The 22,784-nt window shown below is 51.1% G+C and carries 21 protein-coding genes and 1 other annotated feature; of the genes, 1 reads left to right on the top strand and 20 read right to left on the bottom strand.

Annotated features, from left to right (window positions below; translation table 11 throughout):
- Positions 1-9: 9 nt before the first annotated feature.
- From HP435_RS00780 to glmU, 9 genes are all read right to left on the bottom strand, one after another.
- Positions 10-1,644, bottom strand: coding sequence for a putative polysaccharide biosynthesis protein (locus tag HP435_RS00780; RefSeq protein WP_122966025.1), 1,635 nt, complete (start codon positions 1,642-1,644; stop codon positions 10-12).
- 157 nt (positions 1,645-1,801) lie between these two features.
- Entirely contained in the window at positions 1,802-2,344 is a 543-nt protein-coding gene (gene spoVT / locus HP435_RS00775; RefSeq protein WP_092274966.1) for a stage V sporulation protein T, read from the bottom strand.
- Positions 2,345-2,581: 237 nt separating this feature from the next.
- Positions 2,582-3,658 (bottom strand): peptidylprolyl isomerase, encoded by a 1,077-nt coding sequence (locus HP435_RS00770; RefSeq protein ID WP_122966026.1) that lies wholly within the window; start codon positions 3,656-3,658, stop codon positions 2,582-2,584.
- A 33-nt stretch (positions 3,659-3,691) separates the two neighbouring features.
- The gene (gene mfd, locus HP435_RS00765; protein WP_122966027.1) at positions 3,692-7,240 is read right to left on the bottom strand and encodes a transcription-repair coupling factor; all 3,549 of its coding nucleotides are present in this window, start codon (positions 7,238-7,240) and stop codon (positions 3,692-3,694) included.
- A 151-nt stretch (positions 7,241-7,391) separates the two neighbouring features.
- The gene (locus tag HP435_RS00760) at positions 7,392-7,622 is read right to left on the bottom strand and encodes an anti-sigma-F factor Fin (protein WP_007726431.1); all 231 of its coding nucleotides are present in this window, start codon (positions 7,620-7,622) and stop codon (positions 7,392-7,394) included.
- A 94-nt stretch (positions 7,623-7,716) separates the two neighbouring features.
- Positions 7,717-8,286 (bottom strand): aminoacyl-tRNA hydrolase, encoded by a 570-nt coding sequence (gene pth / locus HP435_RS00755; RefSeq protein ID WP_063230327.1) that lies wholly within the window; start codon positions 8,284-8,286, stop codon positions 7,717-7,719.
- A 111-nt stretch (positions 8,287-8,397) separates the two neighbouring features.
- A complete protein-coding gene (locus HP435_RS00750; RefSeq protein WP_063230326.1) occupies positions 8,398-9,000 on the bottom strand; it encodes a 50S ribosomal protein L25 in 603 nt (200 codons plus the stop codon).
- 93 nt (positions 9,001-9,093) lie between these two features.
- Complete coding sequence (locus HP435_RS00745) at positions 9,094-10,044, bottom strand: ribose-phosphate diphosphokinase (protein WP_063230325.1); 951 nt, start codon at positions 10,042-10,044, stop codon at positions 9,094-9,096.
- A 22-nt stretch (positions 10,045-10,066) separates the two neighbouring features.
- Positions 10,067-11,452 (bottom strand): bifunctional UDP-N-acetylglucosamine diphosphorylase/glucosamine-1-phosphate N-acetyltransferase GlmU, encoded by a 1,386-nt coding sequence (gene glmU, locus HP435_RS00740; RefSeq protein WP_122966028.1) that lies wholly within the window; start codon positions 11,450-11,452, stop codon positions 10,067-10,069.
- Between the two features lie 195 nt (positions 11,453-11,647).
- Here glmU and HP435_RS00735 point away from each other — a divergent pair, with 195 nt between their 5' ends.
- Positions 11,648-12,658: a CobW family GTP-binding protein gene (locus HP435_RS00735; RefSeq protein WP_173599734.1), complete on the top strand. Its 1,011-nt coding sequence runs from the start codon at positions 11,648-11,650 to the stop codon at positions 12,656-12,658.
- 57 nt (positions 12,659-12,715) lie between these two features.
- Here the strand turns inward: HP435_RS00735 and spoVG are convergent, their stop codons facing one another.
- The 11 genes from spoVG to metG form a co-directional block, all read right to left on the bottom strand.
- Positions 12,716-13,003: a septation regulator SpoVG gene (spoVG, locus tag HP435_RS00730; RefSeq protein ID WP_005828662.1), complete on the bottom strand. Its 288-nt coding sequence runs from the start codon at positions 13,001-13,003 to the stop codon at positions 12,716-12,718.
- A gap of 219 nt (positions 13,004-13,222) precedes the next feature.
- Positions 13,223-13,606 (bottom strand): RidA family protein, encoded by a 384-nt coding sequence (locus HP435_RS00725; RefSeq protein ID WP_063230322.1) that lies wholly within the window; start codon positions 13,604-13,606, stop codon positions 13,223-13,225.
- Between the two features lie 6 nt (positions 13,607-13,612).
- On the bottom strand, positions 13,613-14,446 hold the full coding sequence (gene purR / locus HP435_RS00720) for a pur operon repressor (RefSeq protein WP_173599733.1): 834 nt from the start codon (positions 14,444-14,446) through the stop codon (positions 13,613-13,615).
- A 55-nt stretch (positions 14,447-14,501) separates the two neighbouring features.
- Entirely contained in the window at positions 14,502-15,380 is an 879-nt protein-coding gene (ispE, locus tag HP435_RS00715; protein ID WP_063230320.1) for a 4-(cytidine 5'-diphospho)-2-C-methyl-D-erythritol kinase, read from the bottom strand.
- Positions 15,381-15,613: 233 nt separating this feature from the next.
- The gene (locus HP435_RS00710; protein ID WP_063230319.1) at positions 15,614-15,793 is read right to left on the bottom strand and encodes a small, acid-soluble spore protein, alpha/beta type; all 180 of its coding nucleotides are present in this window, start codon (positions 15,791-15,793) and stop codon (positions 15,614-15,616) included.
- A gap of 119 nt (positions 15,794-15,912) precedes the next feature.
- On the bottom strand, positions 15,913-16,185 hold the full coding sequence (gene veg / locus HP435_RS00705; protein WP_122966031.1) for a biofilm formation stimulator Veg: 273 nt from the start codon (positions 16,183-16,185) through the stop codon (positions 15,913-15,915).
- Positions 16,186-16,476: 291 nt separating this feature from the next.
- Positions 16,477-17,373 carry a 16S rRNA (adenine(1518)-N(6)/adenine(1519)-N(6))-dimethyltransferase RsmA gene (gene rsmA / locus HP435_RS00700; RefSeq protein ID WP_063230318.1) on the bottom strand — a complete coding sequence of 299 codons (897 nt, stop codon included), beginning with the start codon at positions 17,371-17,373 and terminating at the stop codon, positions 16,477-16,479.
- 3 nt (positions 17,374-17,376) lie between these two features.
- Positions 17,377-17,925, bottom strand: coding sequence for a ribonuclease M5 (gene rnmV / locus HP435_RS00695; protein WP_063230317.1), 549 nt, complete (start codon positions 17,923-17,925; stop codon positions 17,377-17,379).
- A 176-nt stretch (positions 17,926-18,101) separates the two neighbouring features.
- On the bottom strand, positions 18,102-19,196 hold the full coding sequence (locus HP435_RS00690) for a resuscitation-promoting factor (RefSeq protein WP_173599732.1): 1,095 nt from the start codon (positions 19,194-19,196) through the stop codon (positions 18,102-18,104).
- 367 nt (positions 19,197-19,563) lie between these two features.
- Positions 19,564-20,334 (bottom strand): TatD family hydrolase, encoded by a 771-nt coding sequence (locus tag HP435_RS00685; RefSeq protein WP_063230315.1) that lies wholly within the window; start codon positions 20,332-20,334, stop codon positions 19,564-19,566.
- Positions 20,335-20,361: 27 nt separating this feature from the next.
- Entirely contained in the window at positions 20,362-22,386 is a 2,025-nt protein-coding gene (gene metG / locus HP435_RS00680; protein ID WP_122966033.1) for a methionine--tRNA ligase, read from the bottom strand.
- A gap of 54 nt (positions 22,387-22,440) precedes the next feature.
- Positions 22,441-22,698, bottom strand: a binding site (T-box leader).
- Between the last annotated feature and the right edge of the window lie 86 nt (positions 22,699-22,784).

Below are 22,784 nucleotides of genomic sequence, written 5' to 3'. Positions count from 1 at the left end.
TCATGCCTTTTATTTGGGGAGAAGCTGGAACCGTGTCAACAGCGCAGCAATTCGTTTTCCTTTTGGCAGGAAATGAATGTCGTTTCGCGTAAGCCCGCCTGTTTTCAAAAGCGCCAGCACATACACTACTGCCCCTGCACCAACGGCAAGCAGTCCAACCAGCGTCTGGAACAGTCGTTCAGACATGCCTGCCTTCCCGAGCAAGGCCGTTGCTCCCCATTCCACAATCAGGACAACCACTGACATGACGATGACAGACAAAAACGGCTTTTTGACTGTTTGGCGCAATCCAATCTGCGCCCCTGTATATTTTTTCACAGCGAGCACGTTCAACCCCATCGCTACGAGATAGGCAATGACCGTAGACAGTGCCGCGCCGGAAATCCCCCAAAGAGGGACGAGCGCAAGGTTTAATATGAGTTTGACGAGCACACCGATAAACAAGTTGCGCGCAGGCCGCATGACGCGCCCCAATCCTTGCAAAATGCCCGCGCTGGCAATGCTCAATGTGGCAAAAATAATCGTGAAGGATTGAACCGCAAGCGCTTCGGTTCCGTTTTTATCGCCGTACAGCATGACGTTGATCGGCTCGGCAAGCAGGGCCAACCCAAACGATGCCGGGAGTCCCAGCAAGAATGTCAGGCGAATGGCGATTTCGGAACGGTTCGCAATCATTTGATGCTGACGCTGGGCGACTGCTTCGCTGATCGCAGGCACAAGCGCCAAAGACAGCGAGGTGGCAAAAAATGTACCGAACTGAATGAGCGGTTGCCCGCGGTCAAATGCCCCTTTTGCCAGTTTGGCCAAATCTTCCGGGGTCCCGCTGATTTGCAGCATGTTCACGACGGTAACAGAATCAACAAGCGGGACGAGCGGCAAAACAAGCGCCCCCATGCAAATCGGAACCGCATACATCAACAGGCTGCGCAGCACCTGACGGTTGGTCCAGGCGCTCACTCCTGCTTGCTGAGTCCTTTCCGGAATCAGTTGGGCGCCCTGCTTGTCTCTTCTCCAGTACCAAAGCAAGACGAGGATGGCGGCAATACCGCCGGGAAATGCGGCAAACACCGCTCCGGTACCAGCAAGATAAGCATCCTGGTAAACGTTCATCGCCCAGAAAGCGGCGACCAAAATGAAAATAACGCGAATCAACTGCTCAATAACTTGTGATACTCCTGTTGGCATCATGTTTTGATGTCCTTGAAAATACCCGCGCAAGATCGCTGCCATCGGCACGAGCGGCAGGGACCAGGCAACAGCACGCAGCGGAGTCGTCAAATGCTCATCCCCCATGAACCGGGCAATGACTGGTGCTCCTGTGTACAACAGCATAAAGAAAAACAAGCCGAGCACGACCAGCGCAATACTGGCAACACGGAACGCTCTTCGCGCTCCCAGCGTATCGCCGATTGCGACGCGCTCCGAGACGATCTTGGAGATGGCGATAGGAAAGCCTGCCGTCGCCAGGATCAACAACGTGGTATACAGCGGGTATACTTGCATATATACGTACAAGCCGATATCTCCGGCAATGTTTTGGTATGGAATGCGGTATACTGCGCCAAGCAGCTTGGAGACAAGACCGGCAACCCCTAATATTGCGGCGCCTTTCACAAATTGAACAGATGCCTTTTCTTGAGCCATGTGCGTGAAATTTCTCCTCTCCAACCAGAAACTTCGTCCATTATACCACAAGCAAATCGGCGAGAAAAAATCTGCCAAGCCCTGAACGCAACAGGATCAGCTGATTTTTTTACGACAAAAAAACAGCCTCTTTTGTCCGAGGCTGTTTTTGTTCTTGCTATTGTTCCATTTGCTTTGCCAGGAAACCGGCCGCTGTTTCCGACATCTTCATCTCCAAATCACTCATCTTCGTCGATTCATTTTTGTTGAGCAGGATGACAGAACCGATCGGGTCCCCTCCCGCTACAATCGGAGCGACGACAAAGGAACCGTACGTTTCACTCATGTCGCGGCAAATTTCATAAGAACCGGCGTTTTTCTCCAGTCGTGTCTTGCGTTCCTCCAAACACTTCTCCACAATGCTGCCAATCGCTTTTTCCAGATATTCTTTTTTCGATGCGCCAGCGACAGCGATCACACTGTCACGGTCTGAGATTAATACCGTATGATTCATGCTTTCGTACAGGGAGTCAGCGTATTCTTTTGCAAAATCACCCAGTTCTCCAATCGGTGAATACTTTTTGAGAATGACTTCTCCGTCACGATCCACAAAAATCTCAAGCGGGTCGCCTTCACGAATGCGCAGTGTACGACGAATCTCCTTAGGAATCACGACCCGACCGAGGTCGTCAATTCGACGAACGATACCAGTTGCTTTCATGTCATGTTGCCTCGCTTTCCCTGAGAAGTGGGTAGTGAATAAATGGTGGTTGGTTACTTGTATTTTTTCCTCAAATTCTAATTTTAACTATGGGTGCTTGCATCAATTTTTACCAATTGCTTTGTTACTCTCCCCCGGGTGGTAGCGAGTGATAATAGTATTTGCCCACGCTTCAAGAATATGCGAGAAAACGAAAAAACAGGGAAACGGATTCCCTGTTTTTGATCAGACGACTTATTATTTTGGAGCGGCCTCGTTTTTGGATGCAGGCACGTTGTATTTCGTGATCAGCTTGTCCAGCTCGTTTTTGCCAAAAGCGTCATAGCCAGACTCCAGCGCACCTGCGCGAAGCTGCTCCTTCATTTCGTCGAAGGTTTTTTCTTTGCGGTTTTCCACTTTAATGATGTGGTAGCCAAAGCTTGTTTTCACTGGCGGGCCTACTTCGCCCACTTTTTGTGTAATCGCTGCGTCCTTGAACTCAGGCACCCATTGGCTTACGTCAGCATCTGCGTACAGACCGCCGTTTTCCTTGCTTCCAGGGTCATCGGTAAACTCCTTCGCCAGCTTGGCGAAGTCCTCACCTTTTTTCAGACGCGCTTCGAGGTCGTTGGCGATTTTCAATGCTTCCTCAGGCTTGCGCTGTTCTGTCGAAATCAGGATGTGGCGTACGGATGCAACGGTGCGCGATGCCTTATCCATTTTGTCAAATTCTTGCTTCAGCGTATTGTCGCTGATGTTCTTTTTCAGAACGGTAATCGATTCGTTGATGAGCGCCATTTGGTTGGTTACCATTTCTTTGGTGACCCCTTGGCCTTCCATCAGCTTTGTGAACTTGGCTTCATCCTTGCCCAGGAAGCCCATGTACTGACCTTTGATTTTTTCAAAGGTTTTATCCGCCAAGTCCTTGGCTTCTTTTTTCATGGCATCGTCTGAGCGACTGGCCAAAATTTTCGTTGCCGTGTACTCGCGTGCAAAAGCTTTCAGCGCTTGATTGTCGGCAGCCTCGATCATCGTGCCTTGTTGCGGGTTCATGAAGTTGATTACGCGCAGGAACTCTTCGAACTCCTGACCTGTAATCGTTCCACCCTGATACTCAACAACCACAGCCTTCGCATCTGCTGTATATGGCAGAGTCAGCTTAGGAAATTGTGTCAAAGGATCGTTGGCATCAGTCGCTTGGTTTCCTTGTTTATTACCGTCTGTCTGACTGGATGGATTTTGGTTTTGCTGAGCATTTTCTTCTGCCTTGCCGCAGCCCGTCATGAGCGCCACGACCAAAACAGCAGAAGACAAGATCGCTACAGAACGTTTCATAGAAATCTCCCTTCCTGGCAAGTCCTCTGCCCATTAGGACACAGGACTCTCCGTACCGGTGTCTTTACGCACCTGGTGAAATTGACGAAGCAGCTTCTCGATCAGCTGTACACCTTCGTCTTCCCTTAACCCCTTTACTTTAACAGTAATCGTGATCTGTTGTCCACCTGAGAGCCCCAACCTCCGGCTCCAGTTGCTGGCAAGCGCAAACAGAGCACCGCCATCAATGTTGTTGTTTTGGCTAGGATGGAGAACGAGCTTGATTTCATCCGGATTTTTTTGACTGATCTCGGTGATGTGGTGTTGCAGCGCATAGACACGCAAACGGGAAATGGTCAGGAGATTGTCAACCGGCTGCGGAACAGGGCCGAAACGGTCCAACAATTCCTCTGCCAGATCGTCGACATCCTCCAGCGTGGATACCGCCACAAACTTTTTGTACATCTCGATCTTTTGCCGGCTGTCGGTAATGTACATAGACGGGATGTAAGCATCGAGCTGGAGATTGATTTCCACAGGCGTAACCGCTTCCTGCTTGACCTCTCCCTTCAACTCGTCAATCGCTTCCTTGAGCATCTGGCTGTACAGGTCGAAACCGACTGTATTGATAAACCCGTGCTGCTCGGCACCGAGCAAATTACCAGCCCCCCGGATCGACAAGTCGCGCATGGCGATCTTGAAGCCGGAGCCGAGTTCCGTAAATTCCTTGATCGCCTGAAGCCGTTTTTCTGCGACTTCTGTCAGCACCTTGTCCCGTTGGTATGTGAAGTAAGCATAAGCAATCCGGTTCGAACGTCCAACCCGTCCGCGAAGCTGATACAGCTGGGACAGGCCCATTTTGTCGGCATTGTGGATGATCAGCGTGTTCACGTTCGGGATGTCCACCCCGGTCTCAATGATCGTCGTGCTGACCAACACGTCAAAATTCCCTTCCAAAAAGTCGAGGATGACGCCTTCCAGCTCGCTCTCATTCATCTGGCCGTGCGCTACCGCGATCCGTGCATCAGGCACGAGCATGGATATTTGTTCAGCCATCTGCTCAATGCCTTGCACCTGATTGTAGAGGAAAAATACTTGGCCGTCGCGCGCCATCTCGCGCTCAATCGCTTCTCTCACCAGCGCAGGACTGTATTCCATTACGTACGTCTGCACAGGGAAACGGTTTTCTGGCGGTGTCTCGATGACAGACAAGTCACGCACACCCAGCATCGACATGTGCAGCGTCCGCGGGATTGGCGTCGCGGTCAACGTGATAACATCGACATTTGTCTTGATTTGCTTCAGCTTTTCTTTGTGACTCACACCGAAACGCTGCTCCTCGTCGACGATGAGCAGTCCGAGTTCGCGAAACGTCAAGTCTTTGGACAGCAAACGATGCGTTCCGATGACGACATCGACAGTGCCTTCCTTCAGTCCTTTTAACGTAGCGTTTTGTTCCTTGCGCGAGCGAAAACGGCTCAACACCTCAACCCGGATCGGGTAGTCGGCAAAACGCTCACGAAACGTCTCGTAATGCTGCTGCGCCAAAATCGTCGTCGGAACGAGAACAGCCACCTGTTTGCCGTCCATGACAGCCTTGAACGCTGCGCGAATCGCCACTTCTGTTTTTCCGTAACCCACGTCTCCGCAGACGAGGCGATCCATCGGGCGTCTGCGCTCCATATCGCTTTTGACCTCAGCGATTGCCCGCAACTGGTCGGGAGTCTCCTGATACGGAAACATCGATTCAAAGTCACGCTGCTCGGTTGTATCTGAGGAAAAGGCGTGACCGACCGCTGCTTCGCGCGCAGCGTACAGCTTGATCAAATCCTCGGCAATGTCTTTGACGGAAGACTGAACTTTGTTTTTGACCCGCTTCCATTCGCTTCCGCCCAAGCTGTAGATTTTCGGCTGGGCTTCTTCGCTCGCCACGTACTTTTGCACATGGTCGATTTGATCGATCGGCACAAACAGGCTGTCGCCTGCTGCGTATTGAATGTGAAGGTAATCTTTATGAATTCCGAGTATTTCCTTGGTTTCAATTCCAAGGTACTTCCCAATCCCGTGATTGATGTGCACCACAAAATCGCCGGGCTTTAGCTCCAAGTAATTTTTGATCCGCTCCGCATTGTTCATCGTCTGCTGAACTTTGCGCGCTTTACGCTGCTTGGCGGTAAATACTTCGCCCTCCGTAATAACGACCAGCTTGTTCAGGGGCAGCTCGAAGCCTGTCTGGAGGTTCCCCAAGATGATCGTAGGACGCCCTGGTGGCACCACCTCAACCGCTTCGGTCAACACATCTGCTTCCATCTCATAATCGTGCAGGACGCGCTCCAGACGTTTGGCACGCTCCAGATCGGCCGCGACAAAAACGATCTGGTCCTGAGACTTTTTCCAGCGGGCCAGCTCTGTTTTCAGCACATTCATCTGTCCGTGGAAGTTCTGCATAGTGCGACAGGTCAGGTTGACGATGTTTTGCGGCTGGGTCTTGGGAGATTGTCGGAGGAACAAAGACAGGTGGACAATCTGCCGCTTCTTGTGGGAAACGATGTCTTCATAAGTGCGGGACAGGCTCAGGTTAGCCATGTACTCGCCCTGAATGATTCGTCCGGTCAGCCACTCTGCTTCTTCTTTTTGCAGCTGTGCTGCCGTATCCAAAACGCGGGAAGGCTCATCCATGATCAAGAGGGTTTCAGACGGCATGTAGGAGATCAGCGTGTCCTGTGACGGATAAATGACGGAAACGTACGAGTACAGCTGAGCAAAACGCTGCCCTTGTTTCATACGCTCGACATCCGAACCAATCCGCTCGACCACTTTTTCCTTGGCGGCGCCATCTTTCAGCTTGGCAACGGTTTCACCGAGCTTCTGCTCTAAGCGAACAGCCGCTTCCATCAGCAAAGGCGTAGAGGCGATCATTTCTTTTGCCGGGCCCAAAATGTAGGTTTGCACCGATTCAAGCGAGCGCTGGGAAAGCATGTCGAACGTACGGATCGAGTCAATCTCCACATCGAACAGCTCGATGCGCACAGGCCACTCGGAATCAATCGGGTACAGGTCGATAATTCCGCCGCGAACGCTCAGTTCGCCTTTTCGCTCGACCATATCGACGCGCTCGTAACCAAGCTCGATACAGCGGGACAAAAACGATTCGATATCCAGCTCGTCACCGACAGACAGCGTAATCTGCGCCTCTTTCCACACTTCGGGAGGCACAACCAGGCGGCGCAATCCGGCGAATGGCGCAACCAAAAAACCCGTAAAGCCTTGGGCCAGACGGTTGAATACATGAATGCGCTGCGCCAGCATCTCGGGACTGGCGATGGCAAGCTCAGAGCCAATCAGCTCGTTTCCCGGATAAAGCAGCACTTGATCAGAAGGAACCAGCTCAATAAGATCCTCGTATACTTTTTGTGCTTGGTACATGTTATGCGTGACGACACAAACCGGGCGCCCGGTCATCTGTTTCAGTGCCGCCATCAGTGTCTGTCGGGCTGAGCCTGCTAGACCGGAGACAAGCTGCTCATGCAGACCTTTCTCCAAACCAGCCACAATTGTCCCGACGTTCGAGTCTTGTTTCATCGGGTTAATGATGACTTGCATTCACTAATCCCCTCTCTAATTCTTCTGTCATCTACAGCCAGAGCATGACTGGTCAAGCGATTTGCCCGCGGGTCGACCATGCGAAAAGAAGCCTTAGCTCCCCAAGCTAAGGCCTTGTCAGTGCAAGCCTTCCTAACGAGTATCCACTTATTTATTGAAGTGGGTTTCCAACTAGCGAAAGCTCTGGATGCTGAATCAGCGCTTCACGGCAGTAGTCGCACGTGATGCTGACGACCGTATCTCCACTTTGTTCTCTCGATATTATAAGAGCACGCTCCTCCGGGGTCAAGGAATCAAACCCGAGCTGCGCTTCTGTCACTTGCGATTCGTCAAATTCCGCGATTTTCATGCCGCAGCAACGACACGTATAGCGAATGCTCATGCATATGCCACCCCCATACCTTTCATATCGCTTAGTATGGTCGGTTGGGTGGAAAATCATACTAGCGGCAAGCCTGACTCCTGTGTACTGCCGCTTATTTTTGCAGGCTGTTAAACTGGTTCATCACTTTAATAAAAGGCTCTCTCGTCCACATCGCCGCTGCATCAGCAGCATGCTCCACAGCTTCCTGAATCAGCGTTCTCTCCGCAGCAGGGAACGATTGCAACACGTAGTCGCTCACACTGCGCCCTGGCTCTGGACGGCTGATCCCGACCTTGATGCGTTTAAATTCCTGGGTTCCCAAATGTTGAATCATCGACTTGATGCCGTTGTGGCCACCAGCACTGCCTTTTTCACGCAGACGAAGCTGTCCGGTCGGCAAGTCGAGATCGTCAAAAATGACAACCAGATCATCCGGAATCAGCTTGTAAAATTTCAAGATTTCTGCGACTGACTCACCGGACAGATTCATGTACGTCTGCGGTTTGACAAGCAGCACCTTTTCGCCTTCCACCCGGCCTTCGCCGACAAGAGCGCGAAACTTGTTTTGCGTAACGGGAATGCCCCATTTGTCGCTAATCTTATCTATGGCCATGAATCCGGCATTATGTCTGGTGTCTTCATATTTTTTACCTGGATTGCCCAATCCAATGATTACTTTCACGTTCATTCCCTCCTACTCTCTCCCCATTGTACTAGAATGACATCGGTAACAAAAGAAAAAGGGCCCGCAGTCATCAACTCGGCCCCTTCTTTCCATCATTCGACTTTTTTCTTATTCAGCCGCAGCCTTCTCTGCTACGGCTTCCGCCTCTTGCTCCGCTTCGATCGACTCTTCCGACTTGGCCTTCACTGGCAGGACACTGATCAGCACTTCTGTAGGGTCAACCAGCAGCTCTACTCCCGCCGGAACTTCCAGGTCGGCTGCCAAAACAACGTCTCCAATCTGGAAGCCGTCCACGTTCACCAGGAACGATCCCGGAATATTGCTTGGCAAGCAGTTGACCTCTACGTTATGGCGCACAAGCGTCGCTACTCCCAATTCAGGATCTCCCGTCATGAGGACAGGTACCGACGTCTGCATTTTTTCGTTCATATTGATTTTCTTGAAATCGGCATGCAAAATGTTGCCCTGCAAAGGATGGCGTTGCAATTCGTTTACCATCACATCATGGGTAGTTCCATCCACATCCAACCGGAACGGCTTGTTTGTCGTCTGGTGACGCAAGGCCGCATCCAGCTCCCGTCCATTGATTTGAATCGACTGACTGCTTACATCGCTTCCGTACACGACACCAGGCACCCAGCCTTCACGCCGCAGCACCTTTACGGAATTGCCTGTTGTTTGGTTGCGCACTTGAGCCTTTATCGCTTCCACAAAAAAACCTCCTCGGACCCTAGCTAGTAAAAGTTTCCTCACTAGCTTGTCCAAAGGAGGTTTATTTCAATCCCCTAAAAGGGGATGCTTGCCTTAATCGAACAGCTTGCTGACAGACAGTTCTTCGTGTACGCGAATGATCGCTTCGCCAATGATCGGCGCTACGGACAGAACGGTGATTTTGTCGATAATTTGCTCTTGGGTCAGCGGGATCGAATTGGTTACGATCAACTCTTTGATCTTCGAGTTGGCGATACGCTCGATTGCTGGACCGGACAGAACAGGGTGTGTGCAGCATGCGTAAACTTCGCGGGCACCAGCTTCTACCAATGCATTGGCAGCCAGGGTGATTGTTCCCGCTGTATCAATGATATCGTCAATAATGATGGCAGTCTTGCCTTCGATATTACCGACGATGTTCATGACTTCCGCTACGTTTGGCTCTGGGCGGCGCTTGTCGATAATGGCGATTGGCGCTTCCAGACGCTCAGCCAGCTTGCGGGCACGAGTTACGCCGCCATGGTCAGGCGATACGACTACGATGTCCTTCAAGCCTTTTTCGGAGAAGTGTTTGCCCAAAATCGGCACACCGAGCAGATGGTCCACAGGAATGTCGAAGAATCCCTGGATTTGTGTTGCGTGCAGATCCATGGTAATTACACGTTGCGCTCCTGCGGTTTCAATCAGGTTGGCAACCAGTTTTGCTGTGATCGGATCACGTGCGCGCGCCTTGCGATCTTGTCTGGCATATCCGTAGTAAGGAATAACAACGTTGATGCTTTTTGCAGATGCGCGTTTCAGTGCATCGACCATTACCAAAAGCTCCATCAAATGCTCATTAACGGGAGCAGACGTTGGCTGAATAACAAATACGTCACAACCGCGAACGCTTTCATTCAATTTAATTTGGCATTCGCCGTCACTAAAGCGCACAGCTTGTGCATTTCCGAGCGGTACACCAATGTGTTCAGCGATTTCTTTTGCCAATTCAGGGTTTGCGTTGCACGTAAATACCTTCAGTTTGGGGTCGCGGTAATTAGCCATGATCTTCTCTTAGAACCTCCCGTTATGATTGCTTTTTGCCCTTGCGAGGCATTTTGTTAGCGTAATCTGGTTTATTCACTTGACGCTCACGTGCGATCGCAAGCGCATTGTCAGGCACATCCTGAGTGATGGTCGATCCTGCTGCTACATACGCATTTTGTCCAACGGTAACGGGAGCCACCAGATTGCTGTTGCAACCGATGAACGCTCCGTCCTGGACGATTGTCTTATGCTTGACTGCCCCGTCGTAATTGACGGTTATCGTACCACAGCCGATGTTCACGCCATCGCCAATTTCCGCGTCACCTACATAGCTGAGGTGAGGTACTTTGCTTCCGTCGCCGATCTTTGTATTTTTCAATTCGACGAAATCACCGATCTTCGCTTTGCGGCCAATTTGCGAGCCTGGACGAATGTAGGCGAATGGCCCGACTGCCGACTCTGCTTCCACGCTTGACTCTACCATGACCGAATAGGAAATGGTGACGCCGGAACCAACCTGCACATCTGTCAAGTCAGCCTGTGGCCCAATGACGCAATCCGTGCCAATGGTTGTCCGTCCGCGCAAAAATGTACCCGGTTGGATAACCGTATCGGCCCCGATGACGACATCTGCCTCGATATACGTAGAAGCCGGATCAATGATGGTAACACCATTGCGCATATGACCGTTGGCAATCCGCTTCCGCATATACGCTTCCGCTTCAGACAGCTGCACACGATCATTGACGCCCATCGTTTCCTCAGGGTCAACCGCTTCGTACGCCACTACCTTTTCGCCCGCTTCCCGCAAAATGCCGACAACGTCTGTTACATAGTATTCGCCTTGCGCGTTGTCATTTTTCACTTCCGCCAAGGCTTTCCATAATTTGCGATTGTCATAACAGTATATGCCCGTGTTAATTTCCTGGACCGCCCGTTCCGCTTCTGTGGCGTCCTTATGTTCCACGATTCGCAATACTTCGCCCGCCTCGTTGCGCACGATGCGCCCGTAGCCTGTCGGATCGGGGAGCACGGCGGTCAATACAGTTGCAGCCGCTTGCTGCTCTTCGTGATAGGTCAGCAAGGCGGACAACGTCTGTTCAGACAAGAGGGGAACGTCTCCGTACAAAAGAAACGTAGTGCCTTCTTTATCCTGTAAAAACGGCGCTGCCTGCGAAACGGCATGCGCCGTTCCCAATTGTTCTTCTTGCAGTGCGTAAGTAACGCCCTCGCCTAGTTTGGCGCGGACCACGTCAGCACCATGACCTACGACGACAACGATGTCCTCAACCTGCATAGAAACCATCGTATCCACAACATGCTGAACCATTGGTTTCCCACATACAGGATGCAGAACCTTGTACAGCTTCGATTTCATCCGCGTACCCTGACCAGCGGCCAGAACCACGGCATGGATCTTAGACATGTCAACCCTCCATCGTAGAAGTTCCACAATGACTATATCTTAATCATATGTGGATTTCAAGACAATCGATGCAGGATTATCGCCGTTTCCCTGACATTGCCTGAAAGTTGTTCATCTAACAGACAACATTTAATAATCTGACAAAAAGTGATATATTGATGGGCGAAAGAGGTTATATAAAGGAGGCAGGAAGGAATGCCAGCGAATGTCTACTTGCTGACCGGATACTTGGGCAGCGGAAAAACGACCTTATTGCAAAAATGGCTGACTCATCTACGCGTCCAGAACGAAAACGTAGTCGTCCTGATGAATGAAATGGGCGAGGAAGATATTGACGGCGAACAGCTGCAAGGCTTTGGCTTCCCCGTAAAAAAGCTGCTGGACGGTTGCATTTGCTGCTCGATCAAAGGGGAACTGACAGAAGGCTTGCGGGATATTTTGAACTCCCTGCAACCCGATCGCATTTTGATAGAAACAACAGGAGTCGCCGACCCGATCGATGTCATCGATACGCTTACCCATCCCGAGCTTTACGATCGCATCGAGCTGAAAGGGACGATCAGCGTCGTGGATGCTTCCCGCTTTTTGGATCTCAATTCGCGCTTCGCCTCCACAGCGGCTCTCGTGAAGACCATCCGCAATCAGGTCAAATACGCCGACCTCATCCTGCTCAACAAAACAGATATGGCGAGCGCCGAACTGGTGGAGCGCGTCAAGCAGAAGCTCGCGGAGCTAAACCCGAAAGCGCCGATTCACCAAGCGGTGCAGGCGAACATCGATCTCTCCCGGCTTCAGGCTGTGAAACGAGTCGAGCATGTGAGAGAACCCGATTCTGCCTCCCCTGCTCCCGTCCAAACAACGATCGGCCGCATGTCCACGATGGACAGGCTGAAACAATCGCTCGGCCTGAAAACGAGCACACCTTCGCTTTACAACAGCATCGATACGTTTTCCTACACTTTTAATGGGCCGGTAGACGAGAAAAAATTCGAGGATTTTTTGTATGATCTGCCCAAAAACGTGTATCGGGCAAAGGGGTATGTGCTCTTTCATGGAAAAAAAGAACTGATTTCGTTCCAGCACACGGACAATCAAGTGCTGTTCTTTCCATTCGAGAACTTCGGACCGAAACTGGTCGCTGTTTTTATCGGGGAAGGAATGGATCAACAGGAAATTACAAGAAAATTATCCAAATGTTACGGGTAATCAGACGCCGAAGCACCCTGCCAGAAATGACAGGGTGCTTTTGTATTGGGTGCTATTTTACGCACCCGCTTCGATCGTGCTTTCTTCTTCTTGACCTACGCGTTCATACTCGGTCAAAACAGCAGCTTGGATCTTTTCACGGGTAGTCGAAGAAATCGGATGGGCGATATCGCGAAATTCTCCGTCTGGTGTGCGCTTGCTCGGCATTGCAACGAACATGCCGTTGTTTCCGTCAATGACACGGATATCATGAACCACAAATTCATGGTCAATTGTAATGGATGCAATCGCTTTCATCCTACCATCCGTATTCACTCGGCGCAGTCTTACGTCTGTAACTTCCATCTAGTTCACTCCCTTTATCTATGAAACGCGTTTAGGAGTATTTCCACCCTCTGGGTAAATATTCCTGCTGATGTTATGCAATTTTTAAAAAAATATATAAATATGTTCATAACATCAACTCTTTACACGGCACATTTTTACTATCCATGTTATAAACAACGCAAAAACAGCCTAACGCACCGAGCATCAGGCTGTGTCGAATTTCCAATTATTCTATTCTTACGCTTCGATATAGGCAACGATCTCGATCTCTACTTTTACATCGCGCGGCAGGCGTGCCACTTCAACGGTAGAGCGAGCAGGCTTGTGATCGCCAAAATATTGGCCATACACTTCGTTCAATTGCGCAAAGTCATTCATGTCCTTGATGAATACGGTCGCCTTCACTACATGCGAGAGGTTTCCTCCTGCTTCTGCCAGAACAGCCTGGATGTTGGAGAACACCTGATGGGTTTGCTCCACAACGTCGCCTTCTACCAGCGTGCCGTCCGCACGCAGCGCGATTTGGCCGGATGCAAACAGAAACGGACCTACTTTTGCAGCCTGGCTGTACGGGCCGATAGCTGCTGGAGCCTTGTCAGTTGAAACAAAAGAGATTGCCATTTTGATCTACTCCTCTCTATTTTCAAAAAAACTGCCTAGCTCAATTTCAATCTGCTTGCCCTTGAAGTCGACATCTTGCAGTTTGGCAAGAGACACATACTCATCAACCAATCGCTCGGACACATCTGCTGTCGTTTCGACCAGCACGCCGCAACCAACAACAGTCGCGCGGAACTCTTGAAGCAGATCGATCATGCCGCGCAGCGTGCCGCCAGCCTTCATGAAGTCGTCCACGATCAGGACGCGGGACTGCTCGGCCAAGCCGCGGCGAGCGAGAGACATCGTCTGAATCCGCTTACTGGAACCGGATACGTAATTGATGCTTACCACAGAACCTTCCGTCACCTTGTTGTCGCGACGCACAATGACGACAGGCACATTCAAAAACATGGCTGTCGCGTATGCGAGAGGGATTCCTTTTGTCTCCACTGTCATGACCACATCGACGTTTTTGTCAGCGTAAGCAGTGGCAAAAAGCTTGCCGATCTTCGCCATAGTCGCCGGGTTGCCGAGAATGTCGGACATGTACAGGTATCCACCTGGCAAAAGTCTTTCCGGATTGGCCAATTGCTCGATCAGTTCGCGCATGAAGTGAAGGGCCTCTTCCGTTTTTACCTGGGGAATATACTTCACTCCGCCTGCCGCACCCGCCACCGTCTTGAGCTGCCCTACACCCTGGACCTCAAACGCTTCCTTGATGATCGACAAGTCTTCACTGATGGATGATTTCGCTGCGCCGTATTGTTCCGCAAACAGAGTGAGAGGAGTCAGCGTATGGGGATGGGCAAGCAAGTGCTGCGTCATGTCAACCAGACGCGCACTTCTGCGCAATTTCTTCATGGCTCTTCCTCCAAAACCGAATATTATGCTGCTAATGTATCATTTTTATACGTGTTCATGCAAGTATTTCCCCATCTTGGGAGCCTAACATTCGGACAACAAACACATCTTTGACAAAACCTCTGAGTGCATTGTAAATCCTATGTACTTTCGCTTCCTTTTGCACGAGGGCAAACACCGTAGGACCGCTGCCGGACATCAAGACACCGTCCGCTCCGGACGCGATCATCAGCTCCTTGATTTGCCGCACTTGCGGATAAAGGGAGAGCGTGACGTTTTCCAACACATTTCCGAGCGACTGGCACATTAATGAAAAGTCTTGCTCTGAGATAGCTTGAAGCATCTGCCTGGTGTCAGGATGATTGTCGATTTTGTCGACACGCAAGTTCCCGTACACATCAGGAGTGGACACACCGATCGGCGGCTTGGCCAAAATCACCCAGCAAGGAGCCGGCGTTCCCAAATGCGTGATTTGCTCCCCGCGCCCTTTTGCCAGCGCAGTTCCGCCATAGACGCAAAAAGGGACGTCAGAACCGATTTCTGCGCCAATCTCCGCCAGTTCATCCAAGCTCAATCCGAGATTCCACAGCTGGTTCAAACCGCGCAACGTCGCTGCGGCATCACTGCTGCCGCCAGCAAGTCCGGCCGCAACCGGGATTTGTTTGTCTATATACAACCGTACGCCCTGGCGCACCTGATAGCGTTCTTTTAAGAGCACTGCCGCTTTATAAGCATGATTGCGGATATCATCCGGTACGAAGCTGGCAGAGCAGTCCAGCGTAATCTCACCATCTTCGCGCAGAGTCAAGTCTACACGATCTGCCAAGTCGACGGTAGTCATCACCATTTCCACTTCGTGATAACCGTCCGGCCGTTTGGCAAGCACATCGAGAGTCAGATTGATTTTGGCCGGAGCTTTGACCGAGATACGCACGTTGTTCACCTCTGCCTACTATACTAAATTTCCTAGTCTCTTATTGTAGCATAGCCAATCTCTCCCCTGCCAGTTGATACCCCAAAAAGAATAGGATCGAGATCATTGCGGTTATTTCGAAAATTCAGCAGTGTTTTTCGGCATGAAAAAAGCCGGGAGGTCCCGGCCTTGTCAACGAGTTTGTATGATTGTATTCCTGAGATGGGATGTGTCCGCTCGCGTCCTGCCAGCGCTTATGACCGTCTGGCAGCCAGTGCTTCCTCGGCAAGCTGTACAGCTCGCTTCACCATGTTTCCCGCGTCACGCGTCGTGATGCCTCCCCAGCCCTCCGCCTTTACCGTATCGTAAAAGCCAAGCTCCTTGGCGAGTTCCATCTTGAACTGCTCTGACATCATTCCTCGTCTGCGACCCATAGCATCCTCCCTTCCCGTTGACAGGTATAGTGTGCTCCAAGTCCAGCTTTTTCATCTTCGCGCCCAAATATTTACAACCTTTTGATAGCAAAAATAAAACAGTAGAACCCAGAAGGGCTCTACTGTTGTACAAATGTGATGCGGATGTGCTCGTTATCGCGGCACACCGTCAACTCTACTGTTTCCGTCAAGATGTCGGCATAGCTGTAGGAGACCCGCTCAAAGAGTTGATCGTCGTCAAGCTTTACCACAAACACAGATGGGTATGTTTCTTCGAGGATGCCACTTCGTTCGACGGTTTTACGGCGACCTCCATTGGCCTTCAGAAGGATGCGTTCACCAATGTGCCCGTCTAAACTGCGTTTAATGTCAAGTAACGCGTTTCTTGCCATTGTTCCATCCACCTCGCTTACATCTATTATAACAGCTCAATTATATTTTGTCAAAGAAATAAAAAATTATAGCAACCCTGTAGATATTTTGTCAACGGGGTTTTTTTCAGCAAATTAGCAGATATTTGTCACCTGCTCTCCAACAGTATGTCCACAATGCGCAAAAACCTTGCTGTAGCAAGGCTTGCCGATAATAGCCCGGCCTTTATTTCCCGCATTTTTCTTGCATTCATCGACAAAAAACCCCCGTCTTTGGCTTTTTCCGTCCAAAAACGAGGGTAAAAGTTTGTCTTATTGCCCAATAAGGCCGCGCCGCAAGCCTTCGTTGGCTAGGCGGGCGAACTCCTCGATACTGAGGGTTTCGCCGCGGCGGGTCGGTTCAATCCCGATGTCAGAAAGCATCTGTATTACTTCATCCTTCTGTGTTTTTAGAAACAGACCGTTCATCAGGTTGTTCAACAAAGTTTTGCGCCGTTGGGCGAACGAGCAGCGCACCACCCGGAAAAACACATCCTGGTCGTCCACTTCAACTGGCGGACGATCCCTGACTTTGAGCCTGATGACGGCAGAATCGACGTTAGGACGAGGAATAAACACGCTGGCTGGAACGATCATCGCGACTTCTGTTTCCGCATAAAACTGCGCCGCGACAGAAAGAGAGCCGTAGTCTTTCGTGCCTGGCTTGGCAGCAATTCTCTCAGCCACTTCTTTTTGAATCATGACCACGATGTTCTCCAGAGGCAGTCTCTCTTCCAGCAGCTTCATCAAAATCGGCGTCGTCACATAGTAAGGCAGATTGGCTACGACGCTCAGCTTCTCGACCCCAGCCAGCTTCTCTGTAATGAGGGAACGCAAATCAAGCTCCAGCACGTCGCCATGCACGACCTCGATATTGTCGTAGGGCGACAGCGTGTCCTGCAAAATGGGCAAAAGCCGCTGGTCAATTTCAATCGCCATGACCTTCCCAGCTGCTCGTCCCAATTGTTCGGTCAAAGCGCCAATCCCCGGGCCGATTTCAATCGCGCCTTTTTCCTTCGTCAGGTCAGCTTCGTCCACGATATTGTGCAAAATGTTGGTGTCTACGAGGAAATTTTGGCCCAAACTCTTCTTGAAGGAGAAGCCGTACTTCTCCAGGATTTCTTTTGTTCGCGTAGGTGTGGCAATATCCTTGCCTGCTGCTTGCGTCATTGCTTACTCCCTCTCTTTATCGATGGCTTCTACAGCCGCTTTAAATTCCGCGCGAGTGATTTGAAAAGCATTCAGCCGTTGCAGCATTTGCTTGGCGTTGGCGTAACCGATCCCCAAAGCTTCCCCAAGCTTGATTCTCCGCTCCTTGGCATCGCTTCCCGACGTGAGTCCATTTTCCAGCAAATCATCGGAGGTAATCTCTCCGGCTGTTTCCGCCATCTCTGTCCGGACTTCCGACAGCGCGCGAACAATCACTTCCGGCGTGGCGTTCTCCACCCCGATGTCGCCTTTTTTCATACCGTCCTCCTGCGTAATGAAGGCGTGCTTGCAGCCCGGTACGGAACGACTGATGATCTTGCGAATGCGCTCCCCCTGGTAATCGGGGTCTGTAAAAATAATGACGCCGCGCTTCTGCTGCGCCAGCCGGATTTTTTCTATCGTTCTGGCATGGATGGCGGAACCACCCGTTTCAATCGTGTCAGCGTTCACTGCACGCTTGATGGCAGCGGTGTCGTCTCTCCCCTCCACGACGATGACCTCTTTTATTTTCATGATGTACTCCTACTTTCGTACAATGTCGCTTTTGCTAGTAGTGTTCCAAAAAAATCAGGCAAAAAGCCTGGAAATGCCGAAACGAATCCTCGCCTGAAACCGTCTAACTATCAAACAGCTTATCATGTCTATTCGCAAAACGCCAAAGACAAAGACAGGAGCGGTCTGCTCCTGTCCTATGGTTTCTGCGGCCCGATTATATAGACGGTTTTGTTGCGCTTGCGACCAAATTGAACGGCTTCTGGCTCTGTGCTCACAAACACGTCAATTTTTCCGCCGCGCATGGCGCCGCCTGTGTCTTCTGCCCGGCGATACCCTACGCCCTCAATATACACCCACCAGCCATATGGAATGACTTTTGGGTCTACTGCGATCGTGTGGCCTGCCTTTGCTTTGACGCCTGTCGCCGTACGTCCATAGCCTGGCGAGCTAGGATGCTTGCCTCCCCCTGAAGGAGAATAGGCAGTCAAAGTAACCCCGTTCAGCACTTTTTTCGGCCTGAATACTTTCCCACCACGCGAGATCATTCCCGCTGAAGCGACCAAGACCCTTTGCGATGGATCGTTGTTTTGCAGCGAAGGAGCTGCTGTTCCGACGGCCACCACTTGGTCCTTCTTTGGCACAAGCACATCTCTTGTCACCAGTTCACGGGAGACCTCCTTTCCGTCTTCCATGACCAGCTTGTAGTGTGCAATTGCCTTACCCTCTTGCCCGTTTTGCAGTACACGGGATTTACCCTTGGTTAATGCCGGATCGTTCTTGCGTATTTCCTGAAAAGCAACCCGTTCCTCGACTTTGACTGTCTGCTCGACTACGCGCTTAATTGTAATCGAAGCGTCCTTCGTCAGCGAGGCGGTCAGGGCCGGCTCTACCCGGTCCTTTTCACCCAGCGCAATGCCGCTGTCCTTCAACACGCCAGCAACATCCCGACTAAGTGTCTGTATCGTTTTAGTCTGCCCGTCAACCTGGACCGGAATGGACCAGGCTGTATGTAAAGTGATCAATGCTCCGTCTGATAGCTTCGTCTCAGGTGTTGGTTGAAGGGAATCCTTTTCCGTTACCGTAATGTTTCGCTCGGTCAAGAACTGCTGTACGGTACTAGCTTTGGTAGCTACCGTCTGGCTTTCTCCGTCCAACGAAAAAGTGACCTGTTTTGGCTGGGTAGCCTGGGCAGAGAAATAGCCAACCATGGGAACGAGCACAAGAGCAAGGATGCCGAAAACGACAAGCCCCGAATGCTTATACTTTTCCCATATCGCGCGTAACTCCATTTCCCACACTCCTTTTCCTAGAAAAGCACGAGGCTTCTCCTGTCTAGCCAGGTAAGGGTCGATGTAATTGCACCAATATTCTGGAAGTGGTCTGTACTTAACAAGGTCGGCTTTGATTGTAAGTTACTTTTTTCCCTTTGTCAAATTTACCCTCCCCTGGCCGAAGCGATAATGCTAACAGACTAGCAAAAATCAGATGGCGAATGGTAGCAGATTTCTGTCGAGAAGCTTTGTCGGATGGACAATAATCGTTCGACACATTGTTCAAGGTATGCGCCGCAAAAAACGAGTAGAACAACAGATCGCAGCACAAAAAAACGGGAAATCACGTGATATGGCGTGATCTCCCGTTTTGGCTTGCTGTTTTTTACGGCTGGAGGCGAAACAGTCGTCTTGCATTTTCTGTGGTGATTTGGGCCATTTCTTCGTAAGACAAGCCGCGAATGTTCGCCATTTCCTCGCAGACGTAACGCACGTATCCACTCTCATTTCGCTTACCGCGGAACGGATGAGGGGTCAGGTACGGGCAGTCTGTTTCTATCAACAGCTTGTCGAGCGGTACTTGGGCTGCTACTTCTTTTGGCTGCTTCGCATTTTTAAAGGTCAGCGGGCCGCCGAATGAAATGTAAAAGTTCATGTCCAGCGCCAGCTTCGCCGTCTCCCAGCTGCCGGAGAAGCAGTGCATGATCCCTCCGACCTCTGCTGCCTTTTCTTCTTTCAGGATCGTCAAAACATCCTGGTGCGCGTCGCGATTGTGGATGATGATCGGCATGTCGAGCTTCCGCGCCAAACGAATTTGCTTGCGGAATACTTCTGCCTGCACGTCTTTTGGCGACGTATCCCAGTAATAGTCCAGGCCCATTTCGCCCAGCCCCACTACCTTCGGATCGCGGCTCAACTCCTCGATCCACTCCAAATGCTCGTCGGTCATGTCTTTGGCGTCCTGGGGATGCCAGCCGATGACTGCGTATATGAAATCGTGGTTTTTCGCCAGATCCATGCAAGTCGGGATGGTTTCTGCGTTGAATCCGATGTTCACGATCGTGCTGACGCCGTTTTCCCGCGCGCGGGCGATGACTTCCTCGCGATCCTCATCAAATTCTTTTGCATTCAGGTGCGCATGTGTCTCAAATAGCAAAATAGGTTCTTCCTTTCCTGCCCCTCGTTACTTCACAATCGCTCCGTTCGGCATGCTCGGATCTACTGTCGCAAGCGTCAGCTGATCGCCTGCGGACGCTGCCAAAATCATGCCCTGCGACAGCTCTCCGCGCAGTTTCACAGGCTTCAGATTGGCTACGAGGATTACTTTTTTGCCGACCATGTCTTCCGGCGTGTAGTATTTCGCGATACCGGAAACGACCTGGCGCTTTTCATAGCCGAGATCCAGTTGCAAAATCAACAGTTTGTCGGCGTTCGGGTGCTTCGCACATTCCACTACTTGCGCAACACGCAGTTCTACTTTGCCAAAATCGTCGATACCGATTTCTTCTTTGGCATCCGCTGGTTTTTCTGTCGCTTCCGCCTGGTTTGCCGTTGTTTCGTTCACAGGTGCTTCCCCTTTCAAAGCGTCTTGTTTTTTCTTGTTTTCCTCCGCTTGGCGGCGTGCTTCTGCGGTCGAATCGTCAATGAAAGCCAGCTCAGCCTGCACGTCCAGACGCGGGAACAAAAGCTCTTTGCGGCTCACGATGCTGCCGGCAGGCAATCCGCCCCATACGCCAGCCGATTCCCAGCTTGTCGCCTGTTCGTTGCCCAAAATGCCGAGTTGGTCCCAAATTTTCGCAGGCGCCTTGGTCATGAACGGTTGAATCAGCACGGAACTGATGCGAATGCTTTCCGCGAGGTTGTACATGACTGTCGCCAGACGTCCTTTGGTTTCTTCCGATTTTGCCAGGTTCCACGGCATGGTTTCGTCGATGTATTTGTTCGTGCGGCCCACCAGTTCCCAGATGTGGGCAAGCGCATTGGAGAAACGCATTTCTTCCATATGCTCCTCGACCAGCGCCTTCGTTTTCATCGCGAGGCTGATCAGGCTGTCATCCGGTTCACCAGCATCTTGCGGAGCTGGAACTACGCCTTCGAAGTATTTCTCGATCATGGTAGCGGTGCGGCTGAGCAAGTTGCCGATATCGTTTGCCAGATCGTAGTTCAGGCGCTGTACGAACGATTCCGGTGTGAAAATGCCGTCCTGCCCGAAGTTGATTTCACGCAACAGGAAGTAGCGAACGCCATCGGAGCCGTAACGGTCAATCAGCAGCTTGGGATCGATAACATTTCCTTTCGACTTGGACATTTTTCCATCCGGCATCAACAGCCAGCCATGACCGAAAATTTGTTTCGGCAGCGGAACATCGAGCGCCATCAGCAAAATCGGCCAGTAGATCGTATGGAAGCGCAAAATGTCTTTTCCGACCATATGGACGTTGGCAGGCCAGAAACGGCGATATTTGCTGTCGTCGTCAGACAAGTAGCCAAGAGCAGAAATGTAGTTGGTCAACGCGTCAATCCAGACGTAAATCACATGTTCAGGATCGCTCGGCACTTTAATTCCCCAGTCAAATGTGCTGCGGGATACGGACAAGTCCTGGAGTCCAGGCTTCAGGAAGTTGTTGATCATCTCGTTGCGGCGACTCTCCGGTTGAATGAAGTCAGGGTTCGCTTCAATGTGCGCGAGCAGTCTGTCCTGATACTTCGACATGCGGAAGAAGTAGTTTTTCTCCTTGACCTTCTTCACTTCGCGGCCGCAATCCGGACAAATGTAACCCTTGTCGGTTTTACATTGGGTTTCTGTCCAGAACGCCTCGTCTGGTACGCAATAGTAGCCTTCGTACTCGCCGAGGTAAATATCGCCTTGGTCAAGCAGACGCTGGAACACTTTTTGCACGACTTCTTTGTGGCGCGGCTGTGTCGTACGGATGAAATCATCGTACGAGATGTCGAGCTTCTGCCACAGGTCGCGAATCCAGTCTACGACAGGATCGATAAATTCCAATGGCTGCTTGCCATCTTCGGCCGCGCGCTCCTGTAGCTTTTGACCGTGCTCGTCCGTACCTGTTAGGTAGTAGACGTCGTAGCCGCGCAAACGTTTGTAGCGCGCCAGTGCATCGCAAGCAATTGTCGTGTAGGCATTTCCGATGTGCAGCTTATTGCTTGGATAATAAATCGGTGTGGTGATGTAGTATGTTGGTTTCATGCAACCTAGCCCCTCCTAATAACATGTAGAAAAATAGAAAAGCCCACCCCAAAAAATTGGGGCGAGCTCTAACTCGCGGTACCACCCAAATGCTCCGTCTCCCTCGCGGAAAACGGACTTGGTGAGTCCAAAACAGACTCTACCCTTAACGCGGGTCAACGTCACAGACTACTGGACACGACGGTTTGGTCGCGGCTGTTCATCTGCAAGACTCTGGGTCCATGTTCGGCTTGCTCGCTTATACCGGTTTTCAGCTACCCCGGCTCTCTGGAATAAGGAGGATCGGCTTACTCTTCCCATCATGGTCGTTTGCTTTTGCTGTGCATTCCCTCATTTATCCTCTATTGTACACGACCGACCTGTTTTGTAAACATCCAGCCAGCACCATCTTTCCCGAA

This window comes from Brevibacillus sp. HD3.3A (genome assembly GCF_013284375.2).
Classification (GTDB): domain Bacteria; phylum Bacillota; class Bacilli; order Brevibacillales; family Brevibacillaceae; genus Brevibacillus; species Brevibacillus parabrevis.
This window is presented reverse-complemented; position numbering and strand designations above follow the sequence as displayed.